24 protein-coding genes are annotated in these 24,895 nt (G+C 64.1%); 19 read left to right on the top strand and 5 right to left on the bottom strand.

Annotated elements, in window-relative coordinates:
- The first annotated feature begins 142 nt into the window (after nucleotides 1–142).
- The 10 genes from rpsA to cysM all read left to right on the top strand — a co-directional run bounded on the left by rpsA (nucleotide 143) and on the right by cysM (nucleotide 10,540).
- Complete coding sequence (rpsA, locus tag AC3FKG_RS25415; RefSeq protein ID WP_483710733.1) at nucleotides 143–1,837, top strand: 30S ribosomal protein S1; 1,695 nt, start codon at nucleotides 143–145, stop codon at nucleotides 1,835–1,837.
- A 30-nt stretch (nucleotides 1,838–1,867) separates the two neighbouring features.
- Nucleotides 1,868–2,281 (top strand): integration host factor subunit beta, encoded by a 414-nt coding sequence (locus AC3FKG_RS25410; RefSeq protein WP_483710734.1) that lies wholly within the window; start codon nucleotides 1,868–1,870, stop codon nucleotides 2,279–2,281.
- Between the two features lie 186 nt (nucleotides 2,282–2,467).
- The gene (locus AC3FKG_RS25405) at nucleotides 2,468–2,788 is read left to right on the top strand and encodes a lipopolysaccharide assembly protein LapA domain-containing protein (protein WP_483710735.1); all 321 of its coding nucleotides are present in this window, start codon (nucleotides 2,468–2,470) and stop codon (nucleotides 2,786–2,788) included.
- A 3-nt stretch (nucleotides 2,789–2,791) separates the two neighbouring features.
- Nucleotides 2,792–4,018, top strand: a complete 1,227-nt coding sequence (lapB, locus tag AC3FKG_RS25400; RefSeq protein WP_488744436.1) for a lipopolysaccharide assembly protein LapB — start codon at nucleotides 2,792–2,794, stop codon at nucleotides 4,016–4,018.
- 36 nt (nucleotides 4,019–4,054) lie between these two features.
- Entirely contained in the window at nucleotides 4,055–5,428 is a 1,374-nt protein-coding gene (locus tag AC3FKG_RS25395) for a UDP-glucose dehydrogenase family protein (protein ID WP_488744435.1), read from the top strand.
- A gap of 57 nt (nucleotides 5,429–5,485) precedes the next feature.
- Nucleotides 5,486–6,427 (top strand): D-glycero-beta-D-manno-heptose-7-phosphate kinase, encoded by a 942-nt coding sequence (gene rfaE1, locus AC3FKG_RS25390; protein WP_483710738.1) that lies wholly within the window; start codon nucleotides 5,486–5,488, stop codon nucleotides 6,425–6,427.
- Between the two features lie 46 nt (nucleotides 6,428–6,473).
- Complete coding sequence (rfaD, locus tag AC3FKG_RS25385) at nucleotides 6,474–7,469, top strand: ADP-glyceromanno-heptose 6-epimerase (RefSeq protein ID WP_488744434.1); 996 nt, start codon at nucleotides 6,474–6,476, stop codon at nucleotides 7,467–7,469.
- Nucleotides 7,470–7,633: 164 nt separating this feature from the next.
- A complete protein-coding gene (locus AC3FKG_RS25380; RefSeq protein WP_488744433.1) occupies nucleotides 7,634–7,969 on the top strand; it encodes a ComEA family DNA-binding protein in 336 nt (111 codons plus the stop codon).
- Nucleotides 7,970–8,242: 273 nt separating this feature from the next.
- On the top strand, nucleotides 8,243–9,541 hold the full coding sequence (locus tag AC3FKG_RS25375) for a solute carrier family 23 protein (protein ID WP_483711458.1): 1,299 nt from the start codon (nucleotides 8,243–8,245) through the stop codon (nucleotides 9,539–9,541).
- Between the two features lie 96 nt (nucleotides 9,542–9,637).
- The gene (gene cysM, locus AC3FKG_RS25370) at nucleotides 9,638–10,540 is read left to right on the top strand and encodes a cysteine synthase CysM (RefSeq protein WP_483710741.1); all 903 of its coding nucleotides are present in this window, start codon (nucleotides 9,638–9,640) and stop codon (nucleotides 10,538–10,540) included.
- A 114-nt stretch (nucleotides 10,541–10,654) separates the two neighbouring features.
- Here the strand turns inward: cysM and AC3FKG_RS25365 are convergent, their stop codons facing one another.
- Nucleotides 10,655–11,413, bottom strand: coding sequence for a glycosyltransferase family 9 protein (locus AC3FKG_RS25365; protein WP_483711459.1), 759 nt, complete (start codon nucleotides 11,411–11,413; stop codon nucleotides 10,655–10,657).
- Here AC3FKG_RS25365 and AC3FKG_RS25360 point away from each other — a divergent pair.
- Nucleotides 11,297–11,701 (top strand): hypothetical protein, encoded by a 405-nt coding sequence (locus tag AC3FKG_RS25360; protein ID WP_483711587.1) that lies wholly within the window; start codon nucleotides 11,297–11,299, stop codon nucleotides 11,699–11,701. The genes AC3FKG_RS25365 and AC3FKG_RS25360 overlap by 117 nt on opposite strands.
- Before the next feature lie 29 nt (nucleotides 11,702–11,730).
- Here AC3FKG_RS25360 and AC3FKG_RS25355 read toward each other — a convergent pair whose 3' ends face one another.
- The 3 genes from AC3FKG_RS25355 to mltB form a co-directional block, all read right to left on the bottom strand.
- Entirely contained in the window at nucleotides 11,731–12,726 is a 996-nt protein-coding gene (locus tag AC3FKG_RS25355; RefSeq protein WP_483710742.1) for a glycosyltransferase family 8 protein, read from the bottom strand.
- Nucleotides 12,723–13,832: a glycosyltransferase family 9 protein gene (locus AC3FKG_RS25350; protein WP_483710743.1), complete on the bottom strand. Its 1,110-nt coding sequence runs from the start codon at nucleotides 13,830–13,832 to the stop codon at nucleotides 12,723–12,725. The genes AC3FKG_RS25355 and AC3FKG_RS25350 overlap by 4 nt, the downstream gene beginning before the upstream one ends.
- Nucleotides 13,833–13,996: 164 nt before the next feature.
- Entirely contained in the window at nucleotides 13,997–15,103 is a 1,107-nt protein-coding gene (gene mltB, locus AC3FKG_RS25345) for a lytic murein transglycosylase B (RefSeq protein WP_483710744.1), read from the bottom strand.
- Nucleotides 15,104–15,247: 144 nt separating this feature from the next.
- Here mltB and AC3FKG_RS25340 point away from each other — a divergent pair, with 144 nt between their 5' ends.
- From AC3FKG_RS25340 to AC3FKG_RS25305, 8 genes are all read left to right on the top strand, one after another.
- Nucleotides 15,248–16,171, top strand: a complete 924-nt coding sequence (locus AC3FKG_RS25340) for a histone deacetylase family protein (protein WP_483710745.1) — start codon at nucleotides 15,248–15,250, stop codon at nucleotides 16,169–16,171.
- Between the two features lie 15 nt (nucleotides 16,172–16,186).
- A complete protein-coding gene (locus tag AC3FKG_RS25335) occupies nucleotides 16,187–16,987 on the top strand; it encodes an enoyl-CoA hydratase (protein WP_488744432.1) in 801 nt (266 codons plus the stop codon).
- Between the two features lie 162 nt (nucleotides 16,988–17,149).
- Nucleotides 17,150–18,184 (top strand): methionine ABC transporter ATP-binding protein, encoded by a 1,035-nt coding sequence (locus tag AC3FKG_RS25330; RefSeq protein ID WP_483710747.1) that lies wholly within the window; start codon nucleotides 17,150–17,152, stop codon nucleotides 18,182–18,184.
- The gene (locus AC3FKG_RS25325) at nucleotides 18,174–18,827 is read left to right on the top strand and encodes a methionine ABC transporter permease (RefSeq protein ID WP_483710748.1); all 654 of its coding nucleotides are present in this window, start codon (nucleotides 18,174–18,176) and stop codon (nucleotides 18,825–18,827) included. The genes AC3FKG_RS25330 and AC3FKG_RS25325 overlap by 11 nt, the downstream gene beginning before the upstream one ends.
- A gap of 84 nt (nucleotides 18,828–18,911) precedes the next feature.
- Nucleotides 18,912–19,709, top strand: coding sequence for a MetQ/NlpA family ABC transporter substrate-binding protein (locus AC3FKG_RS25320; RefSeq protein ID WP_483710749.1), 798 nt, complete (start codon nucleotides 18,912–18,914; stop codon nucleotides 19,707–19,709).
- Nucleotides 19,710–19,916: 207 nt separating this feature from the next.
- Complete coding sequence (locus AC3FKG_RS25315) at nucleotides 19,917–20,666, top strand: electron transfer flavoprotein subunit beta/FixA family protein (protein WP_483710750.1); 750 nt, start codon at nucleotides 19,917–19,919, stop codon at nucleotides 20,664–20,666.
- Between the two features lie 17 nt (nucleotides 20,667–20,683).
- On the top strand, nucleotides 20,684–21,619 hold the full coding sequence (locus tag AC3FKG_RS25310) for an electron transfer flavoprotein subunit alpha/FixB family protein (protein WP_483710751.1): 936 nt from the start codon (nucleotides 20,684–20,686) through the stop codon (nucleotides 21,617–21,619).
- A 101-nt stretch (nucleotides 21,620–21,720) separates the two neighbouring features.
- Nucleotides 21,721–23,505, top strand: a complete 1,785-nt coding sequence (locus tag AC3FKG_RS25305) for an acyl-CoA dehydrogenase (protein WP_488744431.1) — start codon at nucleotides 21,721–21,723, stop codon at nucleotides 23,503–23,505.
- Between the two features lie 72 nt (nucleotides 23,506–23,577).
- On the opposite strand, the gene AC3FKG_RS25300 is transcribed toward AC3FKG_RS25305, so the two are convergent.
- Complete coding sequence (locus AC3FKG_RS25300; protein ID WP_483710753.1) at nucleotides 23,578–24,882, bottom strand: D-amino acid dehydrogenase; 1,305 nt, start codon at nucleotides 24,880–24,882, stop codon at nucleotides 23,578–23,580.
- Nucleotides 24,883–24,895: the final 13 nt, after the last annotated feature.

Genomic DNA, 24,895 nt, shown 5'->3' with positions numbered 1-24,895 from the left:
CAAGCGATGGACGCTACCTGCACCATGGTGCCGGCCCCCCTTGTGGGAGTGGCTGGCAGTGTTCAACTTGACCCCGCTGCACATGGCAGACTGAGCACGATCGTCGTGCCGGCCGGTGTACCGCGGATTGCTACTTACGTTTATGTCCGACCTGCAAACTAACGAATCCTTTGCCGCACTGTTCGAGGAATCGATCGCCCGCTCCAATATGAAGGCTGGCGAAGTGATTTCCGCTGAAGTCGTGCGCATCGACCACAACTTCGTGGTCGTCAACGCCGGCCTCAAGTCCGAGGCATTTGTGCCGGTGGAGGAGTTCCTGAACGACCAGGGCGAACTCGAAGTGCAGGCCGGCGACTACGTCTCCGTGGCCATCGACGCACTCGAGAACGGCTATGGCGACACCATCCTGTCCCGCGACAAGGCCAAGCGCCTGGCATCGTGGCTGAACCTCGAGAAGGCGCTGGAAGACGGCGAAATCATCTCGGGTACCGTGACCGGCAAGGTCAAGGGCGGCCTGACGGTCATGGTCAACGGCATCCGCGCATTCCTGCCGGGTTCGCTGGTTGACGTGCGTCCGATCAAGGACACCACCCCGTACGAAGGCAAGACCCTGGAATTCAAGGTCATCAAGCTGGACCGCAAGCGCAACAACGTTGTGCTGTCGCGCCGTGCCGTGGTTGAAGCCACGCTGGGCGAAGAGCGCCAGAAGCTGATGGAAACCCTGAAGGAAGGCGCCATCGTCAACGGTATCGTCAAGAACATCACCGACTACGGTGCGTTCGTTGACCTGGGCGGCATCGACGGCCTGCTGCACATCACCGACCTGGCCTGGCGCCGTGTCCGCCACCCGAGCGAAGTGCTGTCGGTTGGCCAGGAAATCACCGCCAAGATCCTCAAGTTCGACCAAGAGAAGAACCGCGTTTCGCTGGGCGTTAAGCAGCTGGGCGAAGATCCGTGGGTGGGCATCTCGCGCCGCTACCCGCAAGGCACCCGCCTGTTCGGCAAGGTGACCAACCTGACCGACTACGGCGCGTTCGTCGAGATCGAAGCCGGCATCGAAGGCCTGGTGCACGTGTCCGAAATGGACTGGACCAACAAGAACGTGGCTCCGTCGAAGGTTGTCCAGCTGGGCGACGAAGTGGAAGTCATGGTCCTGGATATCGACGAAGACAAGCGTCGTATCAGCCTGGGCATGAAGCAGTGCAAGGCCAATCCTTGGGACGATTTCGCGCGCAACCAGAAGAAGGGCGACAAGCTGTCGGGCCAGATCAAGTCGATCACCGACTTCGGCGTGTTCATCGGCCTGCCTGGCGGCATCGACGGCCTGGTGCACCTGTCCGACCTGTCCTGGCAAGAAACCGGCGAAGAAGCCGTGCGCAAGTACAAGAAGGGCGACGAAGTGGAAGCCGTGGTTCTGGGCATCGACGTCGACAAGGAACGCATCTCGCTGGGCATCAAGCAGCTGTCGGGCGATCCGTTCAACAACTTCATCTCGGCCAACGACAAGGGCTCGCTGGTGACCGGCACCATCAAGGCTGTCGATCCGAAGGGCGCCGTGGTTCAACTGGCTGACGACGTGGAAGGCTACCTGCGCGCATCGGAAATCTCCGCTGACCGCGTGGAAGACGCCCGCAACGTGCTGAAGGAAGGCGAGCAGATCACTGCCCTGGTTGTGAACGTCGACCGCAAGTCGCGCAACATCAACCTGTCGATCAAGGCCAAGGACAACGTCGAGCAGCAGGAAGCCATGCAGAAGTTCCAGGCCGACACCAGCACCGCTGGTACGACCAACCTGGGCGCACTGCTGAAGGCCAAGCTCGGCCAGGACAACCAGTAATCGCAGGCCCTGACGCCCGCGCGAACGCCAATGACCAAGTCGGAGCTCGTCGAAAAACTGGCTGCCCGTTTCCCGCAGTTGCTGCTGCGGGATGCGGACATCTCGGTAAAAACGATACTCGACGCGATGTCGGATGCGCTGGCCGATGGCCATCGCATCGAGATCCGCGGATTCGGCAGTTTTGGTCTGAACCGGCGTCCGCCGCGCGTTGGGCGCAATCCCAAGTCCGGCGAGCGCGTGCTGGTGCCCGAAAAGCGGGTGCCGCACTTCAAGGCGGGCAAGGAGTTGCGCGAACGGGTGGACCGCAGCCTGACGCCGCCTTCGGGTGGCGCAAGTAACGGACACCTGACCGGTTCGCCGTCCGGCAAGGGGCCCCAGGGCACCACGCCGGCTGGTTCGACGGTGCTGCATGAGGGAAGCGGGCTGAATCTGGCTCGCTCCTGACCGCCTCCTAAGGCCGGCACTGTGTTGTCGTGAAAGAAGCGCTCCACCCGGGGCGCTTTTTTTGTTCAAGGTATCCCGTGGGCGTGCCGTTTTCGATTGCTGGAAGTGATTCCGCTACAATGCCGAGGTCTGCGCACGCAGGGATGCGCCTGTGCGCTCCCGCAACGCCACGCCTGCCACTACCGCATGAAACTCGTCGCCTGGATTATCCGCATCGTCCTGTTTGCGCTGCTGTTCGTGCTGGCGCTACGCAATACCGCGGACGCTTCGCTGCAGCTTTTCTTTGACGCCGTCTGGCGCGCCCCGCTGATCCTGATCCTGTTCGTGGCCTTTGTCCTGGGCGCCGTCGCGGCCCTGGCCGCGATTGCGCCAGGCCTGATGCGCCAGCGCATGGAAGTGGCGCGGCTGCGCCGGGCGCTCGGCGATGCCGGCCGCGAGCCGATGCCGGCTGGCGCGGAACGTGACGGCAAGAGCGCTCCTTACAACGTAGTAGGCCCGAAAGTCTGATCCATGATGTTTGAAACCTGGTGGCTGCTGGCGCTGCCACTTGTCTTTGGCCTTGGATGGATGGCGGCACGCCTCGATGTGCGCCAGCTCATCAGCGAGCAGGGTGCCTTGCCCCGCTCGTATTTCAAGGGCCTGAATTTCCTGCTCAACGAACAGCCGGACCAGGCCATCGATGCCTTCATCGAAGTGGCCAGGCTCGATCCCGAGACCACCGAACTCCACTTCGCGCTGGGTGCGCTGTTCCGGCGTCGCGGCGAAACCGAGCGCGCCATTCGGGTACACCAGAATCTGGCCACGCGCCCGGACCTGCCCGAACCCGAGCGCGAGCATGCCCTGTATGAACTGGGGCAGGATTTCCTGCGCGCCGGGCTGCTCGACCGTGCCGAAGAATCATTGCGCCGGCTGATGTCCGGCCCGTATGCGGCCTCGGCCAAGCGCGTGCTGCTCGAGCTCTACGAAGTGGAGAAGGAGTGGCAGAAGGCCATCGATGCCGCGCGCGAGCTGCAGTCGCTCGAGAAGACCGACTATCGCTTGCAGATTGCCCAGTTCTGCTGCGAAATCGCGCAGGATGCGTTGCAACGCAAGCGCCCTGAAGACGCGATCAAGTGGCTGCACCAGGCCATCCAGGAAAATCCCGCCAATGTGCGTGCGCCGATCCTGCTGGGCGACGTGGCCGCCGCGGCCGGCGACGCCCGCGCCGCACTGGGCCACTGGCTCGGCATCGAGCGGCAGGATGCCTCGTTCCTCCCGCTGGTGGCCGAGCGTCTGGTGAAAGGCTATGCCGGGCTCGGAGAACAAGGCGCCGCGCTCGACTGGCTGCGCGGTCTGCTCAAGGGCAGCCTTGCGCCGGAGTTGCTCGATGTTGCATTCAAGACCGAGCTGGAACAAAACGGGCCTGAAGCGGCGACGCGCCTCATGCGTGAGCAACTGCGCCGCCAGCCGACACTGCTGGCGCTGACCAGGTATTTCGAAGCGCAGGCTGCCGACATGGCGCCAGCCACCGCTGTTGCCGAGGCAGGCGATGCGTTGGCCGGTGCCGACGATTCCACTGGCAACGACAAGGCCAGGGAGACGGTGGCGATCCGTGATCTTCTGCAACTGCGTACGCGCAACCTCGCCCGCTACACCTGCCGCGAATGCGGCTTTCGCGCGCGGCTGTTCTATTGGCAGTGTCCCGGCTGCAACCGTTGGGAGACGTATGCGCCCCGCCGATCGGAAGCACTCGGCTGACCCGGCCGCTGTGCGAAACCATTTCATGTACATGCTATGAAAGTCACCATTATTGGCAGTGGCTATGTTGGCCTTGTCACCGGCGCGTGCCTGGCCGAACTCGGCAACGATGTGTTCTGCCTCGACGTCGATGAAAAGAAAATCGCCATGCTCAACGCCGGCGGCGTGCCGATCTACGAGCCGGGCCTGCAGGAAATCATCCAGCGCAACCGCGCGGCGGGACGGCTGACGTTCTCGACCGACGTGGCCGCCAGCGTCGATCACGCGGATGTGCAGTTCATCGCCGTAGGAACGCCGCCTGATGAAGACGGCTCCGCCGATCTCAAGTATGTGCTGGCCGCGGCACGCAATATCGGCCGCCATATGACCGGTTTCAAGGTCGTGGTGGACAAGTCAACCGTGCCGGTGGGCACGGGCGACCGCGTTGCGGCAGTCATTCGGGAGGAACTCGCCGCGCGCGGCCTGGAGGATCTCCAGTATTCCGTGGTGTCGAACCCCGAGTTCCTCAAGGAAGGCGCTGCGGTGGAAGACTTCATGCGGCCGGACCGCATCGTGCTGGGCTGTGGCGCCGACGCCGCCGGCCGCCACGCCCAGGCCACCATGCGCCAGCTCTATGCGCCGTTCAACCGCAACCACGAACGCACCTTCTACATGGATGTGCGCTCGGCCGAGTTCACCAAGTACGCGGCCAATTCGATGCTGGCCACGCGGATCTCGTTCATGAACGAACTGGCCAACCTGGCCGATGAGGTCGGGGCCGATATCGAACTCGTGCGCATGGGCATCGGCTCCGACCCGCGCATCGGCTACAGTTTCCTGTATGCGGGGGCGGGCTATGGAGGCTCCTGTTTTCCAAAGGACGTGCAGGCACTGATGCGCACGGCGGCGGACCACGGCAAGCCGATGCGCGTGCTGGAGGCAGTCGAGGCCGTCAACGGCGCGCAGAAGCAGGTGCTGGGCGACAAGGTGGTGCGCCACTTCGGCGAGGACCTCGGCGGGCGCACCTTCGCGCTCTGGGGGCTGGCCTTCAAGCCCAATACCGACGACATGCGCGAAGCGCCATCGCGCGTGCTGGCACGGGAACTGGTGTCGCGCGGCGCCACTCTGCGCACGCATGACCCGGTGTCGATGGAAGAAGCCCGGCGCGCGCTGGAGGCGGACCTCGCGGATATCCCGGGCGGTATCGACAAGATCAGCTTCCATACCGGCCAGATGGAGACGCTCGATGGTGCCGACGCACTGGTGATCGTGACGGAGTGGAAGGTGTTCCGCAGCCCGGATTTCGAGCAGATCAAGCGGCGCCTGAAGACGCCGGTGATCTTCGATGGCCGCAACCTGTACGAGCCGGAGGCCATGGCGCAGGCCGGCATCGAGTACCACGCGATCGGGCGTTCGGCCGCGAAGCGCTGAACGTATCGGCAGGCGACCGTGTCCGAGTAGGATCGGTATGCCAGAGGAACCAAGGGTATGAATCAAATTTCGCAGGATCAGATCCGCCAGGCGCGCATCCTGGTGGTCGGCGACATGATGCTGGACCGCTACTGGTTCGGCGACGTCGAGCGTATTTCACCGGAGGCGCCCGTCCCGGTCGTCCAGATCAAGCGCAGCGACGAGCGCCTGGGCGGCGCCGCCAACGTGGCCCGCAACTCGGCCGCGCTGGGTGCGCAGGTCGGCATGCTCGGCGTCGTTGGCGACGACGAGCCCGGCCGGACCATCGAATCGTTGCTGGCCGCCTGCAAGGTGCAGCCGTACCTGCACCGCGACGCGAGCGTCAACACGACGATCAAGCTGCGCGTGCTGGCCCACCAGCAGCAGCTGCTGCGCGTGGATTTCGAGAATCCGCCGGCACATGAAGTCCTGCTGTCCGTGCTGGACGGTTTCCAGGAGCTCGTGAAGCAGTACGAGGTGCTGCTCCTGTCGGACTATGGCAAGGGTGGCCTGACGCACGTCGGCCGCATGGTCGAGGCCGGTCGCGCGGCAGGCCGGATGGTCCTGGTCGATCCCAAGGGCGATGATTACTCGCGCTATCGCGGTGCCACGCTGATCACGCCCAACCGTGCGGAGATCCGCCGGGTTGTTGGGGCCTGGAAAAGCGAACAGGACCTCACCGCGCGAGCGCAGAACCTGCGTCGCGACCTGCAGCTCGAAGCGTTGCTGCTGACTCGTTCGGAAGAGGGCATGACTCTTTACACCGAGGCGGAGGTGCTGCATGTCTCGGCACAGGCGCGCGAAGTCTATGATGTATCTGGTGCCGGTGATACCGTGATCGCCACGCTGGCGACCATGCTCGCCGCCGGCGTGCCGCTGAAGCAGGCGGTGCAGTTCGCCAACCGCGCGGGTGGCATTGTCGTCGGCAAGCTCGGTACGGCCGTCGTCAGCTATCCGGAGCTGTTCGGCTCGGCGAACTGAACGCCAGGTTTCCGGCGCCCCTGTTGAACTCTCTGTCGGACCGATCATGGCCATCATCGTCACCGGCGCTGCGGGATTCATCGGCAGCAACCTTGTCAAGGGACTGAACGCGCGTGGCGAGGACCAGATTGTCGCCGTCGACAATCTCCATCGCCCTGACAAGTTCCACAACCTGGTGGATTGCGAGATTCGCGACTACCTCGACAAGGACGACTTCCTGCCCCGCTTCGAGCGCGGCGAGTTCGGCAGGGTGCGCGCGGTGTTCCATCTGGGCGCCTGCACCGACACGTTGGAGCAGGACGGCCGCTACCTGATGGAGAACAACTACCGCTACAGCAAGCGGCTGATGGAATCCTGCCTGGCGCAGGATGCGCAGTTCCTCTATGCCTCGTCGGCGGCGGTCTACGGCGAGTCCCCGACCTTTCGCGAAGTGCGTGACAGCGAGCGGCCCGTGAGCATCTACGGGTACTCCAAGTTCCTGTTCGACCAGGTCGTGCGCAAGCGGCTGGAAGGCGCGCTGTCGCAGGTGGTCGGCCTGCGCTATTTCAACGTGTATGGTGCCGGCGAGGCGCACAAGAATCGCATGGCCTCGATCGTCTGGCAGCAATTCGAGCAGTTCCGTGCCGAAGGCACGGTCAAGCTGTTCGGCGAACATGCTGGCCATGGTCCGGGCTGCCAGAGCCACGATTTTGTCGCGGTCGAGGATGTGGTGAGGGTCAACCTGTTCTTCCTCGACCATCCGCGCCGCTCGGGCATCTTCAATGTCGGGTCCGGACAGGCCCGTTCGTTCAACGATGTCGCCGCGGTCGTGGTCAACACGCTGCGCGCGGCAGAGGGCAAGCCACCGCTGGCGCCCGACGAACTGGTGCAGGAAGGCCTGCTGGAATACATCCGCTTCCCCGATGCGCTGCGTGGCCGGTACCAGAGCTTCACGCAGTCGGATCTGTCACGCCTGCGCGACACGGGCTATGCCACGCCCTTTGTTCCGATGGAAGAAGGTGTGGCGCGCTACTGCCAGTGGTTGCTCGATCGCTGCCATTGATTGTGCCCGGCGGGGCTATCGCAGCAGCGTTCCGAAACATCTCCGTGCAATCCGCGTGAACTTTGGTTGCGGCGCGCGCCGGCGTACGCGGCCGGTCCTATCCTGAGCGCACCTTGCCAATCCTGGCGAGGCAACGCAAATGCAAACGGATAAGGAACTCACCCATGTTCAAGACATTGCTCAGGCGCGGCTGCCTGGCCGCAGCGCTCTGGATGTCGTTCACCGGAGCCGCGATGGCCGCGGTGGACGTCAATTCGGCGGACGCTTCAGCCCTGACCTCGGTGAAAGGCATCGGGCCCGCAACGGCCAAGAACATCATTGACGAGCGCACCAAGCATGGCCCCTACAAGAGCGCGGACGATCTTGCCGAGCGCGTCAGCGGCGTCGGCACCAAGTCGGTAGCCCGCATGCAGGAGGCCGGCCTGACGATCGGTGCGAAGGCCGCGCCGGCAGCGGCTCCCGCCGGCGCGGCGGCTGCCTCTCGGCCCGCCAAGCGCTGATATGGCAAGGCGCCGCCGGTGCAAGGGAAGGGCACCGCGGCGCCATGGTCCTGTTGCTTCGAGTCCGATCCATCCGGTTCCATGTTGTGCCGTCGGTATGCACTACCTGACAGGCGCACGCTGCTTCGCTTGCAGACAGCGGCGGAGTATCATGCGGCAGCCAGCGAAGGCCACGGTATTCAGTCGGCCGCGCAAGATCCGAAAAAATCAGGCCGGGCCTGCCCTTTACCGAGGGGCCGGGGAGAGCCGGGCAGAACAACAGGGAGCATGACAATGACGAATGGCGAGGACGCAGGGTTTCTGCCGAAGTGGCGGTTGAAGACGGAAGGGGTTATCGGTCCGGATGAGCGCCTGCCTGCGGGGCAGACCGTGCTTGCCGGCATCCAGCATGTGGTGGCGATGTTCGGCTCCACGGCGATCGCGCCGATCCTGATGGGCTTCAATCCAAATATCGCCATCCTGTTCTCGGGCATCGGCACGCTCATCTTCTTCCTGTGCGTGCGCGGTCGGGTGCCGAGCTATCTCGGCTCCAGCTTTGCGTTCATCGCCGTCGTGATCGCGGCCACGGGTTACGCAGGAAGCGGGCCCAATGCCAATATCCCGGTGGCCCTGGGCGGCATCATTGCCGCTGGCGCGCTGTACACGGTCATCGGGCTCGTTGTGCAGGCGGTTGGCTATGGCTGGGTCGAGCGGTTGATGCCGCCTGTAGTGACCGGCGCGATCGTTGCGGCCATCGGGCTGAACCTGGCCCCAGTCGCTGTCAAGGCGGTGAGCGGCTCCTCGTTCGACACCTGGGTTGGCCTTCTGACCGTGCTGGCTGTCGGGCTGGTGGCGGTTCGGGCGCCGGGCATGATCGGACGCCTGCCGGTGCTGATCGGGGGCCTGTTTGGCTACCTGATTTACTATGCCGGCGCGAACCAGATGGGTCTTGGCAAGCCGATCGATTTCTCGGGCGTGGCAGCCGCGAGCTGGTTCGGGCTGCCGTCGTTCGCCTCGCCGGTGTTCCAGGCCAGCGCCATGCTGCTGATCGCCCCGGTGGCCATCGTGCTGGTGGCGGAGAACCTGGGCCACATCAAGGCCATCGGCGTGATGACCGGGCGCAACCTGGATCCGTACATCGGCCGCGCCTTCATCGGCGACGGCATCGCGACCATGCTATCGGCCAGCGGCGGCGGCACGGGCGTCACCACGTATGCCGAGAACATGGGCGTGATGGCCGTTACCAAGATCTATTCGACGCTGATCTTTGTCGTGGCGGCCGTGGTCGCCATCGTGCTTGGTTTCTCGCCAAAGTTCGGCGCACTGATCCTGACCATCCCGGGCCCGGTCATTGGCGGACTGACCATCGTGGTGTTCGGCCTGATTGCCGCTACGGCTGGCCGTATCTGGGTCCAGAACCACGTGGACTTCTCGAGTTCGCGTAACCTCATCACGGTTGGTGCCACGCTGACCGTGGCTGCGGGCGACCTGACCCTGAAGCTTGGTGGCATGACGCTCGGGGGCATCGGCACCGCAACCTTTGGCTGCATCCTGCTCTATCACCTGCTGGGCGAAGGCAACAAGGAAGCGTAAGCCTGTGCGGCCCTGCCGGGAGTGGGCCCAACCGGCCCCTCCGGCGCGTGTCGGGGCCCTGGTTTACAATGTGCGGGACCAATTCCACCCCGCACCATGGCCTACAAGACAATCGAAGACACCATCGGCAATACGCCGCTGGTCAGACTGCAGCGCATTCCCGGTGCCGCCAACGACGCGCGCGGCAATGTCATCCTGGGCAAGCTAGAGGGCAACAACCCGGCCGGATCGGTCAAGGATCGGCCGGCAGTCTCGATGATTGCCCGCGCGGAGGCACGTGGCCGCATCAAGCCCGGCGATACGCTGATCGAATCCACGTCCGGCAACACTGGCATCGCGCTCGCCATGGCTGCGGCAATCCGCGGCTACAAGATGGTGCTGATCATGCCGGAAGACCTGAGCCTGGAGCGCCGCCAGAGCATGGCGGCCTATGGTGCGGAGATCATCCTGACGCCGGTGAAGGGCGGCATGGAGTACGCGCGTGACCTGGCGGATTCCATGGAGCGCGACGGCAAGGGCGTCATCCTGGACCAGTTCTCCAATCCGGACAATCCGCTGGCCCACTACGAAACGACCGGGCCGGAGATCTGGCGCGATACCGAAGGCCGGATCACGCATTTCGTTTCGGCGATGGGTACGACGGGCACCATCACGGGTGTCTCGCGTTACCTGAAAGAGCAGAATCCCGCCATCGAGATCATCGGCGCGCAGCCGGAGGAAGGCTCGCGCATTCCCGGTATTCGCAAATGGCCGGAGGCCTACCTGCCGAAGATCTATGACCCCAAGTATGTGGATCGCACCGAGCCTGTCAGCCAGGCCGATGCGGAACATATGGCGCGCCGCATGGCGAGTGAGGAGGGCATTTTTTCCGGTATCTCGGCTGCGGGCGCACTGTGCGTGGCCATGCGCGTTGCCGAGGAAGTGGAAAACGCGACAATCGTTTTCGTCGTCTGCGACCGCGGGGACCGGTATCTGTCCACCGGCGTATTTCCCGCCTGAGAGGCTTGCCCCAAGGCGACGTGCGCTTCCGCGCGTCGAAGCATTCGGCGACCGGCCTTGCCAGTGGCCGAATGTTGATCCGCGAGCCTCGTTGGTCTCGTTGGTCTCGTTGGTCTATGCAGCGGCCTTGTCCCGGATCCACCCCTCGACCACCCCCAGGACGGACTCCGGAGTGATCCGGTACATGCAATCGCAGGTCACCGTCTCCAGCTTCGCGCAATCGGTACAGCTCTTATCCTCGACCAGGTTCTGGGCTCGATTTCCCAGCGCCGCCCACCGGCCAGGATGCATCGGACGCGTGGGCGGGAACAGCCCCAGCGTGCGCTGTCCAATCGCCGCCGACAGGTGCAGCGGCCCGGTGCCGCTCGCAATCAGGCCGTCAGCCTGATGAATGAAGGTCGTGAGTTGGCCAAGCGTTTGCGTACCGCACAGGCTGGTCACGTTTGGCTGTGACAGCAGCGCGCTGCCGTTGGCCTTCAGCCACTCTCCTTCCTTCGCGCTGCCCGACAACCAGAGATGGACGTCCTTTCTGGCCGACAGCATCGTGGCGAGCCTGGCGTAGTACTCGATCGGCCATTCGCGGCCATGGCCGTTCGACTTGGTATGCAGAACCAGGTTGAACGCATAGCGGCCCTGCATTTCGGCAATGGCGGTGTCCGCCGGAATGTCAAAGTGGTACAGCCCGGGAATTTCCTCCAGGGACGGCGTGCTGCGGCTCCCGAACGGGCTCAGGAACTGAAAGTTGATCTGCGCTTCATGCTCTTCCATGATCCGCTTGCTGAAGCGCACGCGCCGGTTGCAATAGAACAGCAGGTAGAGCTTCTGGCGGGCATTGCCGATCCGGTGCCGGATGCCGGCGCGAAAGGCGGCCATGGCGAGCTTGCGATCGGGCTGCGCCAGGATGATGGTATCGATCCCCGACTTTTTCAGAAATTCGACCGGCGCATCGGCCATGCTTTCCAGTTCGATGACTTCATCGATATCGGTGCAGAAACGGACCAGCGGCGCGGCATAGGCACGGCAAAGAAAGCTGATCTTTGCATTCGGGTTCAATTGCCTCAGTCGGGCGACCATGGGCAAAGTCAGTACTATGTCGCCGATATTGTCGGTGCGGCTGACCAGTATGTGTTTGCTTCGAATTGCCATTTATCTTCGATGTGAGAGCAGGGGGATGTCATGCCATCGGGGCATTACCGCCGCGCCCGCTTGCGCAAATACCGCACATACCACTTCAGGCTTTCCACGGGTTTCCCCTGGCGGAACATGAAGCGCGAATGCATGCGCATTTCCTTGGTGTTTCTCGGCTCCGGATCGAGCGGCTTGTCGTGCCACGGTGACAAGGCCAGATACTTGCGGAACAGGGTTCGCGCTTCGTGGCCACTCCAATCCGCCCACGGTTTGACCGAGCCAGCGAAATGGATAAAGACGGCCTTGCCGACGGGACGCATCGCGAAGCTGTTGACGTTCAGGTCGTGGATCAGGTCGTACAGGTAGTTCCAGCGCGGCGATATATACCGCGCGCGGCCATTGAGCACTTTATTGAGCGCGTCCTGGTCGTTGAAACGCATGTCGGTGCTGGTATCGAGCAAGGCTTCCAGCGTCTGCGGCGTAATGTTTTCCGCCAGCCACTTCTCGATATTCATGAACAGCACGCCGCCGTTGAAGTACTCCTCGCGGGCCAGGCCCAGCGCGGCAACGCGGCGGCGCAGCGTGACCGGGGCATCCGGCACCACGACCGCGATATCGCTGCTGATGTCCATGTCGACCAACTCATCGAGGCGGCCGACACACAGGATATCGGCATCCAGGTACAGCACGCGCCCGGTCTGGCCGCGCAGTACCTCGGGGATCACCAGGCGCGTGAAAATCGACAGCGAATAGTGCGAATGGCCAAGGAAATGCGAGAACTGCGTGAACGACGCCAGGTCGAGCAGATGCAGCTGCGTGCTGACCGGATACATTTCTTCTAGCTGCTTCAGGCGGCGCTGGTTATCTTCCAGCGCCGAGAACGTCAGCACATGGAATGTGAAATGCTGCCCCGGGTTGTTGTCGATGATCGAGGCGATCGTCGCGCCCATCGGCCGGAAGTAGTTGTCATCGACGCAGAAGGCGATATGGAACGAAGGCTTGCCGTTGGTGCCCGTCATCGGCGCGGGCGCGGTGCTGGTGGACGAGGTCAGGTTCATTGCATGGCCTTCATGACTTGTTCGACGGTGACGGCCTTGACCCAGTCCCGTCGGTTGGGGGCGGTGATGACCGTGCTGTGGTCGCGGTCGATCGGCACCCATTCCGGGTTTTTCTGGCGCATCAGTGCGATGACCGGCACATGCACGGCATTAGCCAGGTGCATCACCGCCGTTTCCACCGAGATGATCAGGTCGCATTGCGCCAGGATGGCTGGCAGCTGGAAGAAGTTGTCTTCGGCGCTGAACAGCTCGGTGCGCGCGAGGGCGTATCCGCCGATGACTTCGCGCGCATGGGCCAGCTCCTGCGGCACGGCATTGACAATAAAGCAGCTGTCGCGCCAGTGCGGCTGCTGCTGCATGCCCTGGATCAGGGCTGCGACCTGTTCCAGCGACCAGCAGCGCTTCTTCGTCTTGGCATAGGGGTTGATGAAGACCAGCTTCCCCTGGCGCGGGGCAAAGCCCCAGGCGGCCAGCGTTTCCTGCGCATACTGTTGCCATCGCGCGGGAATGTCGACAAACGGAAAGCGCTCCGCTGCGCTGACTTCCAGACCGCTGATCTGTCGGAACCAGTGGGCGTACACGTCGCTGATGTGCCGCGGCGCGGACCGGTCGACCTTGTACGGCGGAATCGATGCATCGAGCTTGCGGTAGGCAAGCAAGTGGTGCGGCTGATAGAAACGGACCGGCCGCGTCATGCCGACCACGAAGCCGTCCGGGCTGATCGTGCGCGCCAGGTCTGCGTACTGGTGCGGGCGCAGCGTCGCCAGCGACACCACGATCGGGTAGTGCTCCTGGCGGGCCTCGCGAATCGATTCTTCGTAGAGTTCCGGGCTGTACGTGCGCGCATAGATCTTGCTGAAGAACGGGCACGCGGCAACCCAGTCGTAGAGCGAGTACTTGCGGAGATATTCCCAGGCCTTGGTATCGCTGGTGCGACGGACTTCATCGACCCAGAGATGGATTTCCAGGTGCGGGTTTGCCTGCGCGAAGGCTTTGAAGAAGTTTTGCAGATAGGTGAAGTCGCCCAGGGCAAGGTGGGCGATAAACAGTATCTTTTTCGACTGCTTCAGTAAATCTGCGGGAATCAGGGTCTGGGATGGTGTCACGAATGGCTCGCGGGAAGTCACGTGGCGTCAGGCCGCTATTGTAAGGGAGCGCAACGGTTGGCCCGGAAATTGCGGTGGCTTTTGGTTCACAATTCGTGGGCGCAATGAATTGGCCCGCCAGCAACAGGCTGGCGGGCCGCAATGTACGTCGGTTGGCTGGGGCCTCAGCCCATCGCGGCCTTGACGGCCTCGCCCAGCTGATACACCGCCAGCGCGTAGAAAAAACTGCGGTTGTAGCGGGTCAGCACATAAAAATTGCGCAGGCCGATCATGTACTCGGTGGGCTGGTCGGGCGTAGGCAGGTCGACCACCAGGACGCCGGTCTCGCCTTCACGGACCGCGTCGATGGGCTCATCGAGCCTCAGGCCGGCCTTGGTCAACTGGTTCAGCGTGCGCGTCGGCCAGGGTTCGCCGTCCGCGGCCGCGGCTGCGATGCCGCGGCTGCCCTCATCGGGCGCCAGTCGCCAGACCACGGGCCGGCCTGCTTCCCAGCCATGCAGCTGGAGAAAGCGGCCGACGCTGCCGATCGCGTCCGCGGGGCTGTTGCGCAGGTCGATACGACCGTTGCCGTCATAGTCGGTCGCGTACTCGCGCAGGCTGGTCGGCATGAACTGCGGGATGCCGATGGCGCCCGCGTAGGAGCCGAGCACCGAAAAGACGTCGGTGCGGGTGTCGCGGCACCACAGCAGGTAGTCCGCAAGCTGGTTGCGGAACAGTGTCGTCCTGGCGTCGCGGTTGGGCGTGGATGGGTAATCGAAGGCCAGCGTCGAGAGCGAGTCGATCACGCGGAACGTGCCCATGTCGCGTCCGTAGATGGTCTCGACGCCGATGATGCCGACGATGACGGAGGCCGGCACGCCGAACTCCGCTTCGGCGCGGCGCAGCGTGTCGCGGTTCTCCTGCCAGAAGCGCACGCCCGCGTTGATGCGGATCGGCTCGATAAAGCGCGAGCGATAGGCGCGCCAGCTTTTGCGCCCGGGCGTGGCCGGCGGCAGGATCAGCCGTGCCACGGTAGCGGAATAGACGGCTTGTCCGAACCAGTTTTCCAGCGCGCCGCGGTCAAAGCCGTGGCGGGTCACCATGTCGTCGATGAAGGCCCGCGTTTGTGCATTGTCGCGATAGCGTCCGGGTTCGATTTCTTCTTCCCGGACGCTCACGCGGCGCTTGCCGGCGGCGAGGAGGTTGGGCGAGAGGCCGCAGAGTCCCAGTGCGGCAGCGGAGAGCGCGGCGCCCAGCAACGGGCGGCGCAATGAACGCTGGGTGTCGGTCATGGTGTCCTTAGCAAGTCGCAGCGAGTATAGCGGATGGCACTCCGCTATTCCCCGCGAATGCGGCACCGCGACAGGTCTGGCGCGGCGCTGGCGGCCTTGTCCTGTGCTAACGTAACGTTTGGAGACAAAACACGAAGATAAGACATGCCGACGGGCTATTACACGCATCCGGAGTTCCTGCGGCACGAGATGGGTCATTTCCATCCCGAGTGCCCGGAACGCCTGCAGGCGATCGAGGATCACCTGATTTCCCACGGCATGGACGGTCTGCTGGAACGCCGCGAGGCGATGCCGGCCACCCGCGAGCAGATCGAACGCGTGCACGGGGCCGACTATGTCGATTCGCTGGAGCGCGCCAGCCCGGCCAGCGGCTACTACCCGATCGACCCCGACACCTCGATGAACTCGCATACGCTGGCTGCGGCAAAGCTGGCAGCGGGCGCGGCGGTCGCGGCGACCGACGCCGTGATGGCGGGCGAGGTGGAAAACGCATTCTGCTGCGTGCGCCCGCCCGGACACCACGCCGAGCCCGACCGCGCCATGGGTTTCTGCTTCTTCAACAACGTGGCGGTCGCCGCGCGCCATGCGCTGGCGGCGCACGGGCTCGAACGCGTGGCGATCGTCGACTTCGACGTCCATCACGGCAATGGCACCGAGGCCGCATTCCGCGGCGACCCGCGCGTGCTGATGTGCAGCTTTTTCCAGCACCCGTTCTATCCCTATAGCGGCACCGAGCATATCGCCACCAATATGGCGAACATCCCGTTGCCGGCCTATACCAACGGGCTGGCCGTGCGCGAAGTGGTCGAGACCATATGGCTGCCGCGCCTGAATGAATTCCGTCCGCAGATGGTGTTTATCTCCGCCGGCTTCGACGCACACCGCGAGGATGACCTCGGCCAGATGGGCCTGGTCGAGCAGGACTACGCCTGGATTACCGGCCAGCTCATCGATGTGGCGCGCGCCCACGCAAACGGGCGCATCGTCAGTTGCCTGGAGGGTGGCTACAACCTGAGTGCGCTGGGGCGCAGCGTGCTGGCGCACCTGAAAGTGCTGCTGGAACGATAAGGAGGATAGCCTGGCATGGCCGATACCGATCCGCGCGTGAGCGCGCTGCTGACCGAGTCCCGCGACGCGCAGGGCGTTGCCCGGCTGACCATGAACCGCCCGGAGGCGTTCAACGCGCTGTCCGAGGGCCTGCTGGACGAACTGACGGGTGCCTTTGCCCGATTGTCCGCCGATGACACCGTGCGCGTCGTGGTGCTGGCCGGGGCGGGGAAGGCCTTCTGCGCAGGACACGACCTGCGCGAAATGCGCGCCGAACCTTCGCACGATTACTACCGGCGCCTGTTCGACCGCTGCACGCGCATGATGATGGCGATCCAGAAGATGCCGCAGCCGGTCATCGCGCGAGTCCACGGCATCGCGACCGCGGCGGGTTGCCAACTGGTGGCCATGTGCGACCTGGCGGTGGCCGCCGACGATGCGCGCTTTGCCGTGTCCGGCGTCAATCTCGGCTTGTTCTGTTCCACGCCGGGCGTGGCCTTGTCGCGCAACCTGTCGCGCAAGCAGGCCATGGAAATGCTGCTAACGGGCGACATGATCGATGCGGCCACCGCGTGCGCCCGCGGCCTGATTAACCGTGCCGTGCCCCTGGCACAGTTGGATGAAGAGGTGGCGCGCCTGGCCGCGAGCGTCTGCGCCAAGCCGGCGGCGGCCGTGGCGGCGGGCAAAGGGCTGTTCTACCGGCAACTCGAAATGGGCATCGAGGCGGCGTACCAGCTGGCCGGACAAACCATGGCGTGCAACATGATGGACGATTCGGCGCTGGAGGGCGTTCAGGCTTTCCTGGATAAGCGTCCACCGGATTGGCGTGCCCCGTAAGGCATATTTAACGCCCTATATACCGTGGGCGCATAAGGGAATCGGCAAAAATTCGTTTAGGGTATGAAGCGAATCGCTTAAAATGCTCGCTTCATAAAAATAACGTGCGGCAACAGCGCTGGAGATTTTCTCGCCTGTTGCCGTTTTCTTTTGGTCAATCCCATGATCGAACTGCAAGGACTCTCGCAGCGCTTCCCCGGCGGATCGGGTGAAGTGCATGCATTGCGGGACGTCAGCCTGTCCATCGGGGCGGGCGAGGTCTTCGGCATTATCGGCCGCAGCGGCGCGGGCAAGAGCACGCTGGTACGCGCCATCAACCTGCTCAACCGCCCCACCAGCGGACGCGTGATCGTCGCCGGCCAGGACCTGACCGCGCTGGACAACGGCGCGCTGCGCCTGGCGCGACGCGAGATCGGCATGATCTTCCAGCACTTCAACCTGCTGTCGTCGCGCACCGTGTTCCAGAACGTGGCACTGCCGCTGGAGTTGGCGGGCAAGTCGAAGTCGGAAATCGAGGGCACCGTGCTGCCGCTGCTCGAACTGGTCGGGCTTTCAGCATTGAAGGACCGCTATCCGGCGCAGATCTCCGGTGGTCAGAAGCAGCGCGTGGGCATTGCGCGCGCGCTGGCGAGCAAGCCCAAGGTGCTGCTGTCGGACGAGGCGACCTCCGCGCTCGACCCCGAAACCACCCGCTCGATCCTTGACCTGCTCAAGCAGATCAACCGTGAACTGGGCCTGACCATCGTGATGATCACGCACCAGATGGAGGTGATCAAGCAGGTCTGCGATCGCGTGGCGGTGCTGGAAGCCGGCCGCGTGGTGGAAGAAGGGCGCGTGATCGACGTGTTCCTGCGTCCCCGGCATGAAGTCACGCGCGCGATGATCGGCGACGTGATTGCGCAGGAGCTGCCCGAGAGCGTGCTCAAGCGCGTGGAAAGCCGGCTGGGCAACGGGCGCGATCATGTCTACCGACTGGCCTTTACCGGCGAGGGCGTGGACCAGCCGGTGCTGGCGCAGGCCATTCGCCGCTATGGGCTCGATTTCAACATCCTGCACGGCCATATCGATGAAATCCAGGGACAGGCCTTCGGCTCCCTGGCGATCATGGCGACTGGCGAACTGGCCGACGTGAAGGCGGCAATGGAATACCTGCAGCAACAGGGCGTGGTGGTCGAGGAGATCGAACATGTTGTCTGAGATGTTTGACCTGTTCCTCACGTCGTTCAACGAAACGCTGCTGATGGTGGCGATCTCCGGCGTGGTCGGCTCGCTGCTGGGCGTGCCCTTGGGCGTGCTGCTGCACCTGACCAATCGTGGTGGCGTGCTGTCGCATCCGCTGTTCAACCGCACCATCGGCGTGGTCGTCAACGCGGTGCGTTCGATCCCGTTCATCATCCTGCTGGTGGTAGTGATCCCGTTCACGCGCGTGATCGTGGGTTCGTCGATCGGCACCACGGCCGCCATCGTGCCGCTGACCATCGCGGCGATCCCGTTCATTGCGCGCCTGGTGGAAAGCGCGCTGCGCGAGGTCGACAAGGGCCTGGTCGAGGCGGCGCAGTCGATGGGCGCCACCACCGGACAGATCGTCTGGAAGGTGCTGCTGCCCGAGGCAATGCCCGGCATCGTCGCCGGCCTGACCATCACCTTCGTGAGCCTGGTCGGTTATTCGGCCATGGCGGGCGCGATCGGCGGTGGCGGCCTGGGCGACCTGGGCATCCGCTATGGCTACCAGCGCTACATCACCGAGGTGATGGTCGCGGTGGTCGTGATCCTGATCATCTTCGTGCAGGCCGTGCAGAGCTTTGGCGACTGGCTGGTCCGGCGCATCAGCCATCGCTGATCGTCACCAGAGTCGATTCACCGGCAACCAAACAGGCTGTGTCGCATCCGCGGTCAGCCGGCTACTTGAGAAAGAAGGCAAGACATGCAACGTCGCAACCTGCTGCAATGGATTCTCGGCGCCGCCCTCGGCGCCACACTGGCCACGGGCGCCATGGCCCAGGACAAGCCGATCAAGATCGGCGTCACCGGCGGCCCGCACGCGCAGATCATGGAGCAGGTCAAGAAGGTCGCGGCCAAGGATGGCCTCAACATCCAGGTGATTGAATTCAGCGACTACGTGCAGCCCAATGCCGCGCTGGCCGCTGGCGACCTGGATGCCAACAGCTACCAGCACCTGCCGTATCTCGAAGCCCAGATGAAGGACCGCGGCTACAAGTTCACGCATATCGCCTTCACGGTCACGTTCCCGATGGGCGTGTATTCCAAGAAGATCAAGTCGCTGGACCAGCTCAAGGCCGGCGCGCGCGTCGGCGTGCCGAACGATCCGACCAACGGCGGCCGCGGCCTGCTGCTGCTGCAGAGCAAGGGCCTGATCAAGCTCAAGCCGAATGCCGGCCTGAAGGCAACGCCGCTGGATATCGTCGAGAACCCGAAGAAGCTCCGCATTGTCGAGCTGGACGCCGCGCAACTGCCGCGCTCGCTCGATGACCTGGACGCCGCCGCGATCAATGGCAACTATGCGGAATCGGCGGGTTTGTCGCCCACACGTGATGCAATCGCCATGGAAGGCCCGAAGGGTCCCTATGCGAACCTGATCGCGATCCGCGAGGCCGACAAGAACAAGCCCTGGGTCGCCAAGCTGGTGAAGGCCTACCAGTCGCCGGAAATCAAGCAATACATCACTTCCACCTTCAAGGATTCGGTGATTACGGCCTGGTAAGTCGGGGACTTCATCCAAATCGACGATGTGCGTGCCGCCCGGGTGGCGGCACAATCACCAGCGTGCAAAAGGCCTGCCGGGCTATGCCCGGCAAAATTTTGCCGATAAAATAGTACGATCGTTCGAAAAATATGAGAGCCGCCAACCCGGTGGTTATAATGACGAGCGGACAAATTTCTGACTATCAGCTATCAGTGGAGTGAGCGCATGAAAGTACTCGTCGCAGTCAAGCGGGTGGTGGATTACAACGTTAAGGTGCGGGTGAAGGCCGACGGCACCGGCGTGGATCTGGCCAATGTCAAGATGAGCATGAACCCGTTCGACGAAATCGCCGTCGAAGAGGCCGTGCGCCTTAAGGAAGCGGGCGTTGCCACCGAAGTCATCGCCGTGTCGTGCGGCGTGGCGCAGTGCCAGGAAACCCTGCGCACCGCCATGGCGATCGGTGCCGACCGCGGCATCCTGGTGGAATCGAACGAAGACCTGCAGCCGCTGGCCGTGGCCAAGCTGCTCAAGGCCCTGATCGACAAGGAGCAGCCGCAACTGGTGATCCTGGGCAAGCAGGCCATCGACGACGACTCGAACCAGACCGGTCAGATGGTGGCCGCGCTGGCAGGCCTGCCGCAGGCGACCTTCGCCTCGAAGGTGGTCGTGGCTGACGGCAAGGCATCGGTGACCCGTGAAGTCGACGGCGGTCTCGAAACCCTGTCGCTGAAGCTGCCGGCCGTGGTGACGACCGACCTGCGCCTGAACGAGCCGCGCTACGTCACGCTGCCGAACATCATGAAGGCCAAGAAGAAGCCGCTCGATACCGTCAAGCCGGAAGACCTCGGCGTGGACGTCAAGCCGCGCCTGTCGACCCTGAAGGTGGTCGAGCCTGCCAAGCGCAGCGCGGGTGTGATGGTGCCGGACGTTGCGACGCTGGTGCAGAAGCTGAAGAACGAAGCCAAAGTTATCTGAGCGCGGGGAGATAGAACATGACTGCACTCGTCATTGCTGAACACGACAATCAATCGATCAAGGCCGCCACGCTGAACACCGTGACGGCAGCTGCCCAATGCGGCGGCGATGTCCACGTGCTGGTGGCTGGCGCCAACGCCGCCGCCGCTGCCGCCGCCGCCGCGAAGATCGCCGGCGTGTCGAAGGTGCTGCTGGCCGACGCCGCCTACTTCGGCGACGGCCTGGCCGAGAACGTGGCCGAGCAGGCGCTGGCCATCGCCAACGACTACAGCCACATCCTGGCTCCCGCCACCCCGTACGGCAAGAACATCCTGCCGCGCGTGGCCGCCAAGCTGGACGTGGCGCAGATCTCGGAAATCTCCAAGGTCGACGCCCCGGACACGTTCGAGCGTCCGATCTACGCTGGCAACGCCATCGCCACCGTGAAGTCGTCGGACAAGATCAAGGTCATCACCGTGCGCGGTACGGCCTTTGACGCCGCTGCCGCCGAAGGCGGTTCGGCCGCCGTGGAAAACCTGCCGGCCGTGGCCGACGCAGGCGTGTCGCAGTTTGTTTCGCGCGAGGTGGCCAAGAACGACCGTCCGGAACTGACCGCCGCCAAGGTGATCGTCTCGGGTGGCCGTGGCGTGGGCTCGGGCGAGAACTACACCAAGGTGCTGACGCCGCTGGCCGACAAGCTGGGCGCCGCGCTGGGCGCTTCGCGCGCGGCCGTGGACGCCGGCTTCGTGCCGAACGACTACCAGGTCGGCCAGACCGGCAAGATCGTCGCGCCGCAGCTGTACATCGCCGTCGGTATCTCGGGCGCGATCCAGCACCTGGCCGGCATGAAGGACTCCAAGGTGATCGTTGCGATCAACAAGGACGCCGAAGCCCCGATCTTCTCGGTGGCGGACTACGGCCTGGTTGGTGACCTGAACACCGTGGTGCCGGAGCTGGTTGCCGCACTGGGCTGATGCATCGCCGGCTGCCTTGCGGCCGGCCCTGTAAAGATGCTGCATAAGCCGTTCCGGGCCTGTCCCGCGAACGGCTTTTTCATACACGTTTGGAGACATCGATGACCTACCGCGCACCGCTCAAGGACATGCTGTTCGTGATGAACGAGCTGGCGGGGCTGGAAGCCGTCAGCCAGTTGCCGGGCTTCGAGGAAGCCACGCCGGAAACCGCCCAGGCTGTACTGGAAGAGGCCGCCAAGTTCAACGAGCAGGTGGTAGCGCCGCTGAACCGCGCCGGCGACCTGGACCCGAGCAGTTGGAAAGACGGCGTGGTCACTACCACCCCGGGCTTCAAGGAAGCGTTCCGTCAGTTTGCCGAGGCTGGCTGGCAAGGCGTGCAGCATCCGCAGGAATTCGAAGGCCAGGGCCTGCCCAAACTGATTGGCACGCCCTGCAACGAAATGCTCAACAGCGCGAACCTGTCGTTCTCGCTGTGTCCGCTGCTGACGGACGGCGCCATCGAGGCGCTGCTGACGGCCGGCTCCGATGCGCAGAAGGCCACCTACCTGCCCAAGCTGATCTCCGGCGCGTGGACTGGCACCATGAACCTGACCGAGCCGCAGGCCGGTTCGGACCTGGCTGCGGTGCGCACGCGTGCGGAGCCGCAGGGCGACGGTACCTTCAAGATTTTCGGCACCAAGATCTTCATTACCTACGGCGAGCACGACATGGCGGACAACATCGTCCACCTGGTGCTGGCTCGCACGCCGAATGCGCCGGAAGGCGTGAAGGGCATCTCGCTCTTCATCGTGCCGAAGTTCCTGGTCAACGCGGACGGCTCTACGGGCGCGCGCAACGACGTGCATTGCGTGTCGATCGAACACAAGCTGGGCATCAAGGCCAGCCCGACCGCGGTGCTGCAGTTCGGCGACCACGGCGGTGCCATCGGCACGCTGGTGGGCGAAGAGAATCGCGGCCTCGAGTACATGTTCATCATGATGAACTCGGCGCGTTTCGCGGTCGGCATGCAGGGCATTGCCATTTCCGAGCGGGCCTACCAGCAGGCCGTGGGCTATGCTCGCGAACGCGTGCAGAGCCGCCCGGTCGATGGTTCGGCGCGCGAGGCGGTGACGATCATCCACCATCCGGATGTCAAGCGCATGCTGATGACCATGCGCAGCCTGATCGAAGGCGCGCGTTCCGTGGCCTACGTGGCTGCCGCCATCAGCGATGCGGCGCATAACCATCCGGACGAGGCGGTGCGCAAGCAGAACCAGGCCGTCTACGAGTTCCTGGTGCCGATCGTGAAGGGCTGGAGCACCGAGATGTCGATCGATGTGACGAGCCTTGGCGTGCAGGTGCACGGTGGCATGGGCTTCATCGAGGAAACCGGTGCGGCACAGCATTACCGGGATTCGCGCATCCTGGCGATCTACGAAGGCACCACCGCCATCCAGGCGAATGACCTGGTCGGCCGCAAGACGGTGCGTGACGGTGGCGCGGTGGCGCGTAGTCTCTGCGCCGGCATCGCCGAAACCGAAGCCGCACTGGGCAAGCACGGCGGCGCGGCCTTCATGGCAGTGCAGGCGCAACTGGCCAAGGGCCGTGCTGCGCTCGAAGCCGTGGTGGCGTTCGTCGTCGCCAATACCAAGTCGGACCCGAACGCGGTGTTCGCGGGCAGCGTGCCTTACCTGAAGCTGTGCGGCATTGTGTTCTCGGGCTGGCAGCTTGGCCGCGCGATGCTGGCGGCGGACGCGAAGCGTGCGGCAGATCCGGGCTTCCATGATGCCAAGATTGCCACAGCGCATTTCTTCGCCGAGCATGTCTTGTCGCAAGCGTCGGGGTTGCGCGATGCCATCGTCGCGGGCTCTGCGCCGGTGAATGCCGTTTCGCCTGAGCAGTTCTGATTCGGCGTTTTCCGGCATACAAAAAAGGGCGGCCTGTCGGGCCGCCCTTTTTTGCTGATATGTCCGGCCCGGTCAGGCCGTCGCGGGACGCGGCATGCCGTGCGTGCGAGCCGGCTTCAGGTACCGTGCCACCGACAGGTCGTCCGCGCGGATCGCGGGGGACTTGCCCGAGACCAGATCCGACAGCAGCTTGCCCGAGCCGCAGGCCATGGTCCAGCCAAGCGTGCCGTGGCCCGTATTGAGCCAGAGGCCGCGTACCTGGGTCGGGCCGACGATGGGCGTGCCGTCCGGCGTCATCGGACGCAGGCCGGTCCAGAAGGTGGCCTCGCTGACATCGCCGGCGCCCGGGAACAGGTCGGTGACCACGTGTTCCAGCGTGCGGCGCTTGGCCGGATCGAGCGAACGGTCATAGCCGACGATCTGCGCCATGCCGCCGACGCGGATGCGATCCTCGAAGCGCGTGATCGCGACCTTGTAGGTTTCGTCCAGCACGGTCGATACCGGGCTGCGCGAGGCATCTGTCATCGGCACCGTGATCGAGAAGCCCTTGAGCGGATAGACCGGCAAGTTGGACATGCCATGCAGGAACGGCTTGACGAGCTGCGTCGACCAGCTGCCCAGCGCCACGACGACGAGGTCGGCCGGCATGGGCTCGCCATCGACCACGGCGCCGGTCACGGCGTCGCCTTGGGTCATCAGGTTGTTGATCGAGCGGTTGTAGAGGAATTTCACGCCCAGCGACTCGGCCATGGCTGCCAGGCGTCCGGTAAACATCTGGCAGTCGCCGGTTTCGTCGTTGGGGAGGCGCAGGCCGCCGCTCAGCTTGTGGCTGACGGCGGCCAGCGCCGGTTCGCTCGCGGCGAGTTCCTCGCGCGAAAGCAACTGGTAGGGCACGCCGGCTTCCTCGAGTACGGCGATGTCCTTCGCCGCGCCATCGAGTTGGCCCTGCGTACGGAACACTTGCAGCGTGCCTTGCTGGCGTCCTTCATAGGCAATGCCGGTCTGGGCGCGCAGGTCGCGGATGCAATCGCGGCTGTATTCGGCCAGCCGCACCATGCGTTCCTTGTTGACGGCGTAGCGCTCGGCGCTGCAGTTCTGCAGCATCTGCCACATCCATTGCAACTGGAACAGGGTCCCGTCAGGGCGAATGCTCAGCGGCGCGTGTTCCTGGAACATCCACTTGATGGCTTTGAGCGGCACGCCCGGAGCGGCCCACGGCGATGCGTATCCCGGCGAGATCTGCCCGGCATTGGCAAAGCTGGTGCCGAGCGCTGGGCCAGCTTCGCGGTCCACAACCGTTACTTCATGACCGGCTTTGGCCAGATACCACGCACTGGTGACGCCGATGACGCCACTGCCAAGTACGAGAACGCGCATGTTTCGGGGGCTC

The sequence above is a fragment of the Cupriavidus sp. 22TCCZM04-2 genome (assembly GCF_057798895.1).
Note: the sequence above shows the minus strand (reverse complement) of the source record. Positions and strands in the feature narration are given on the sequence as shown.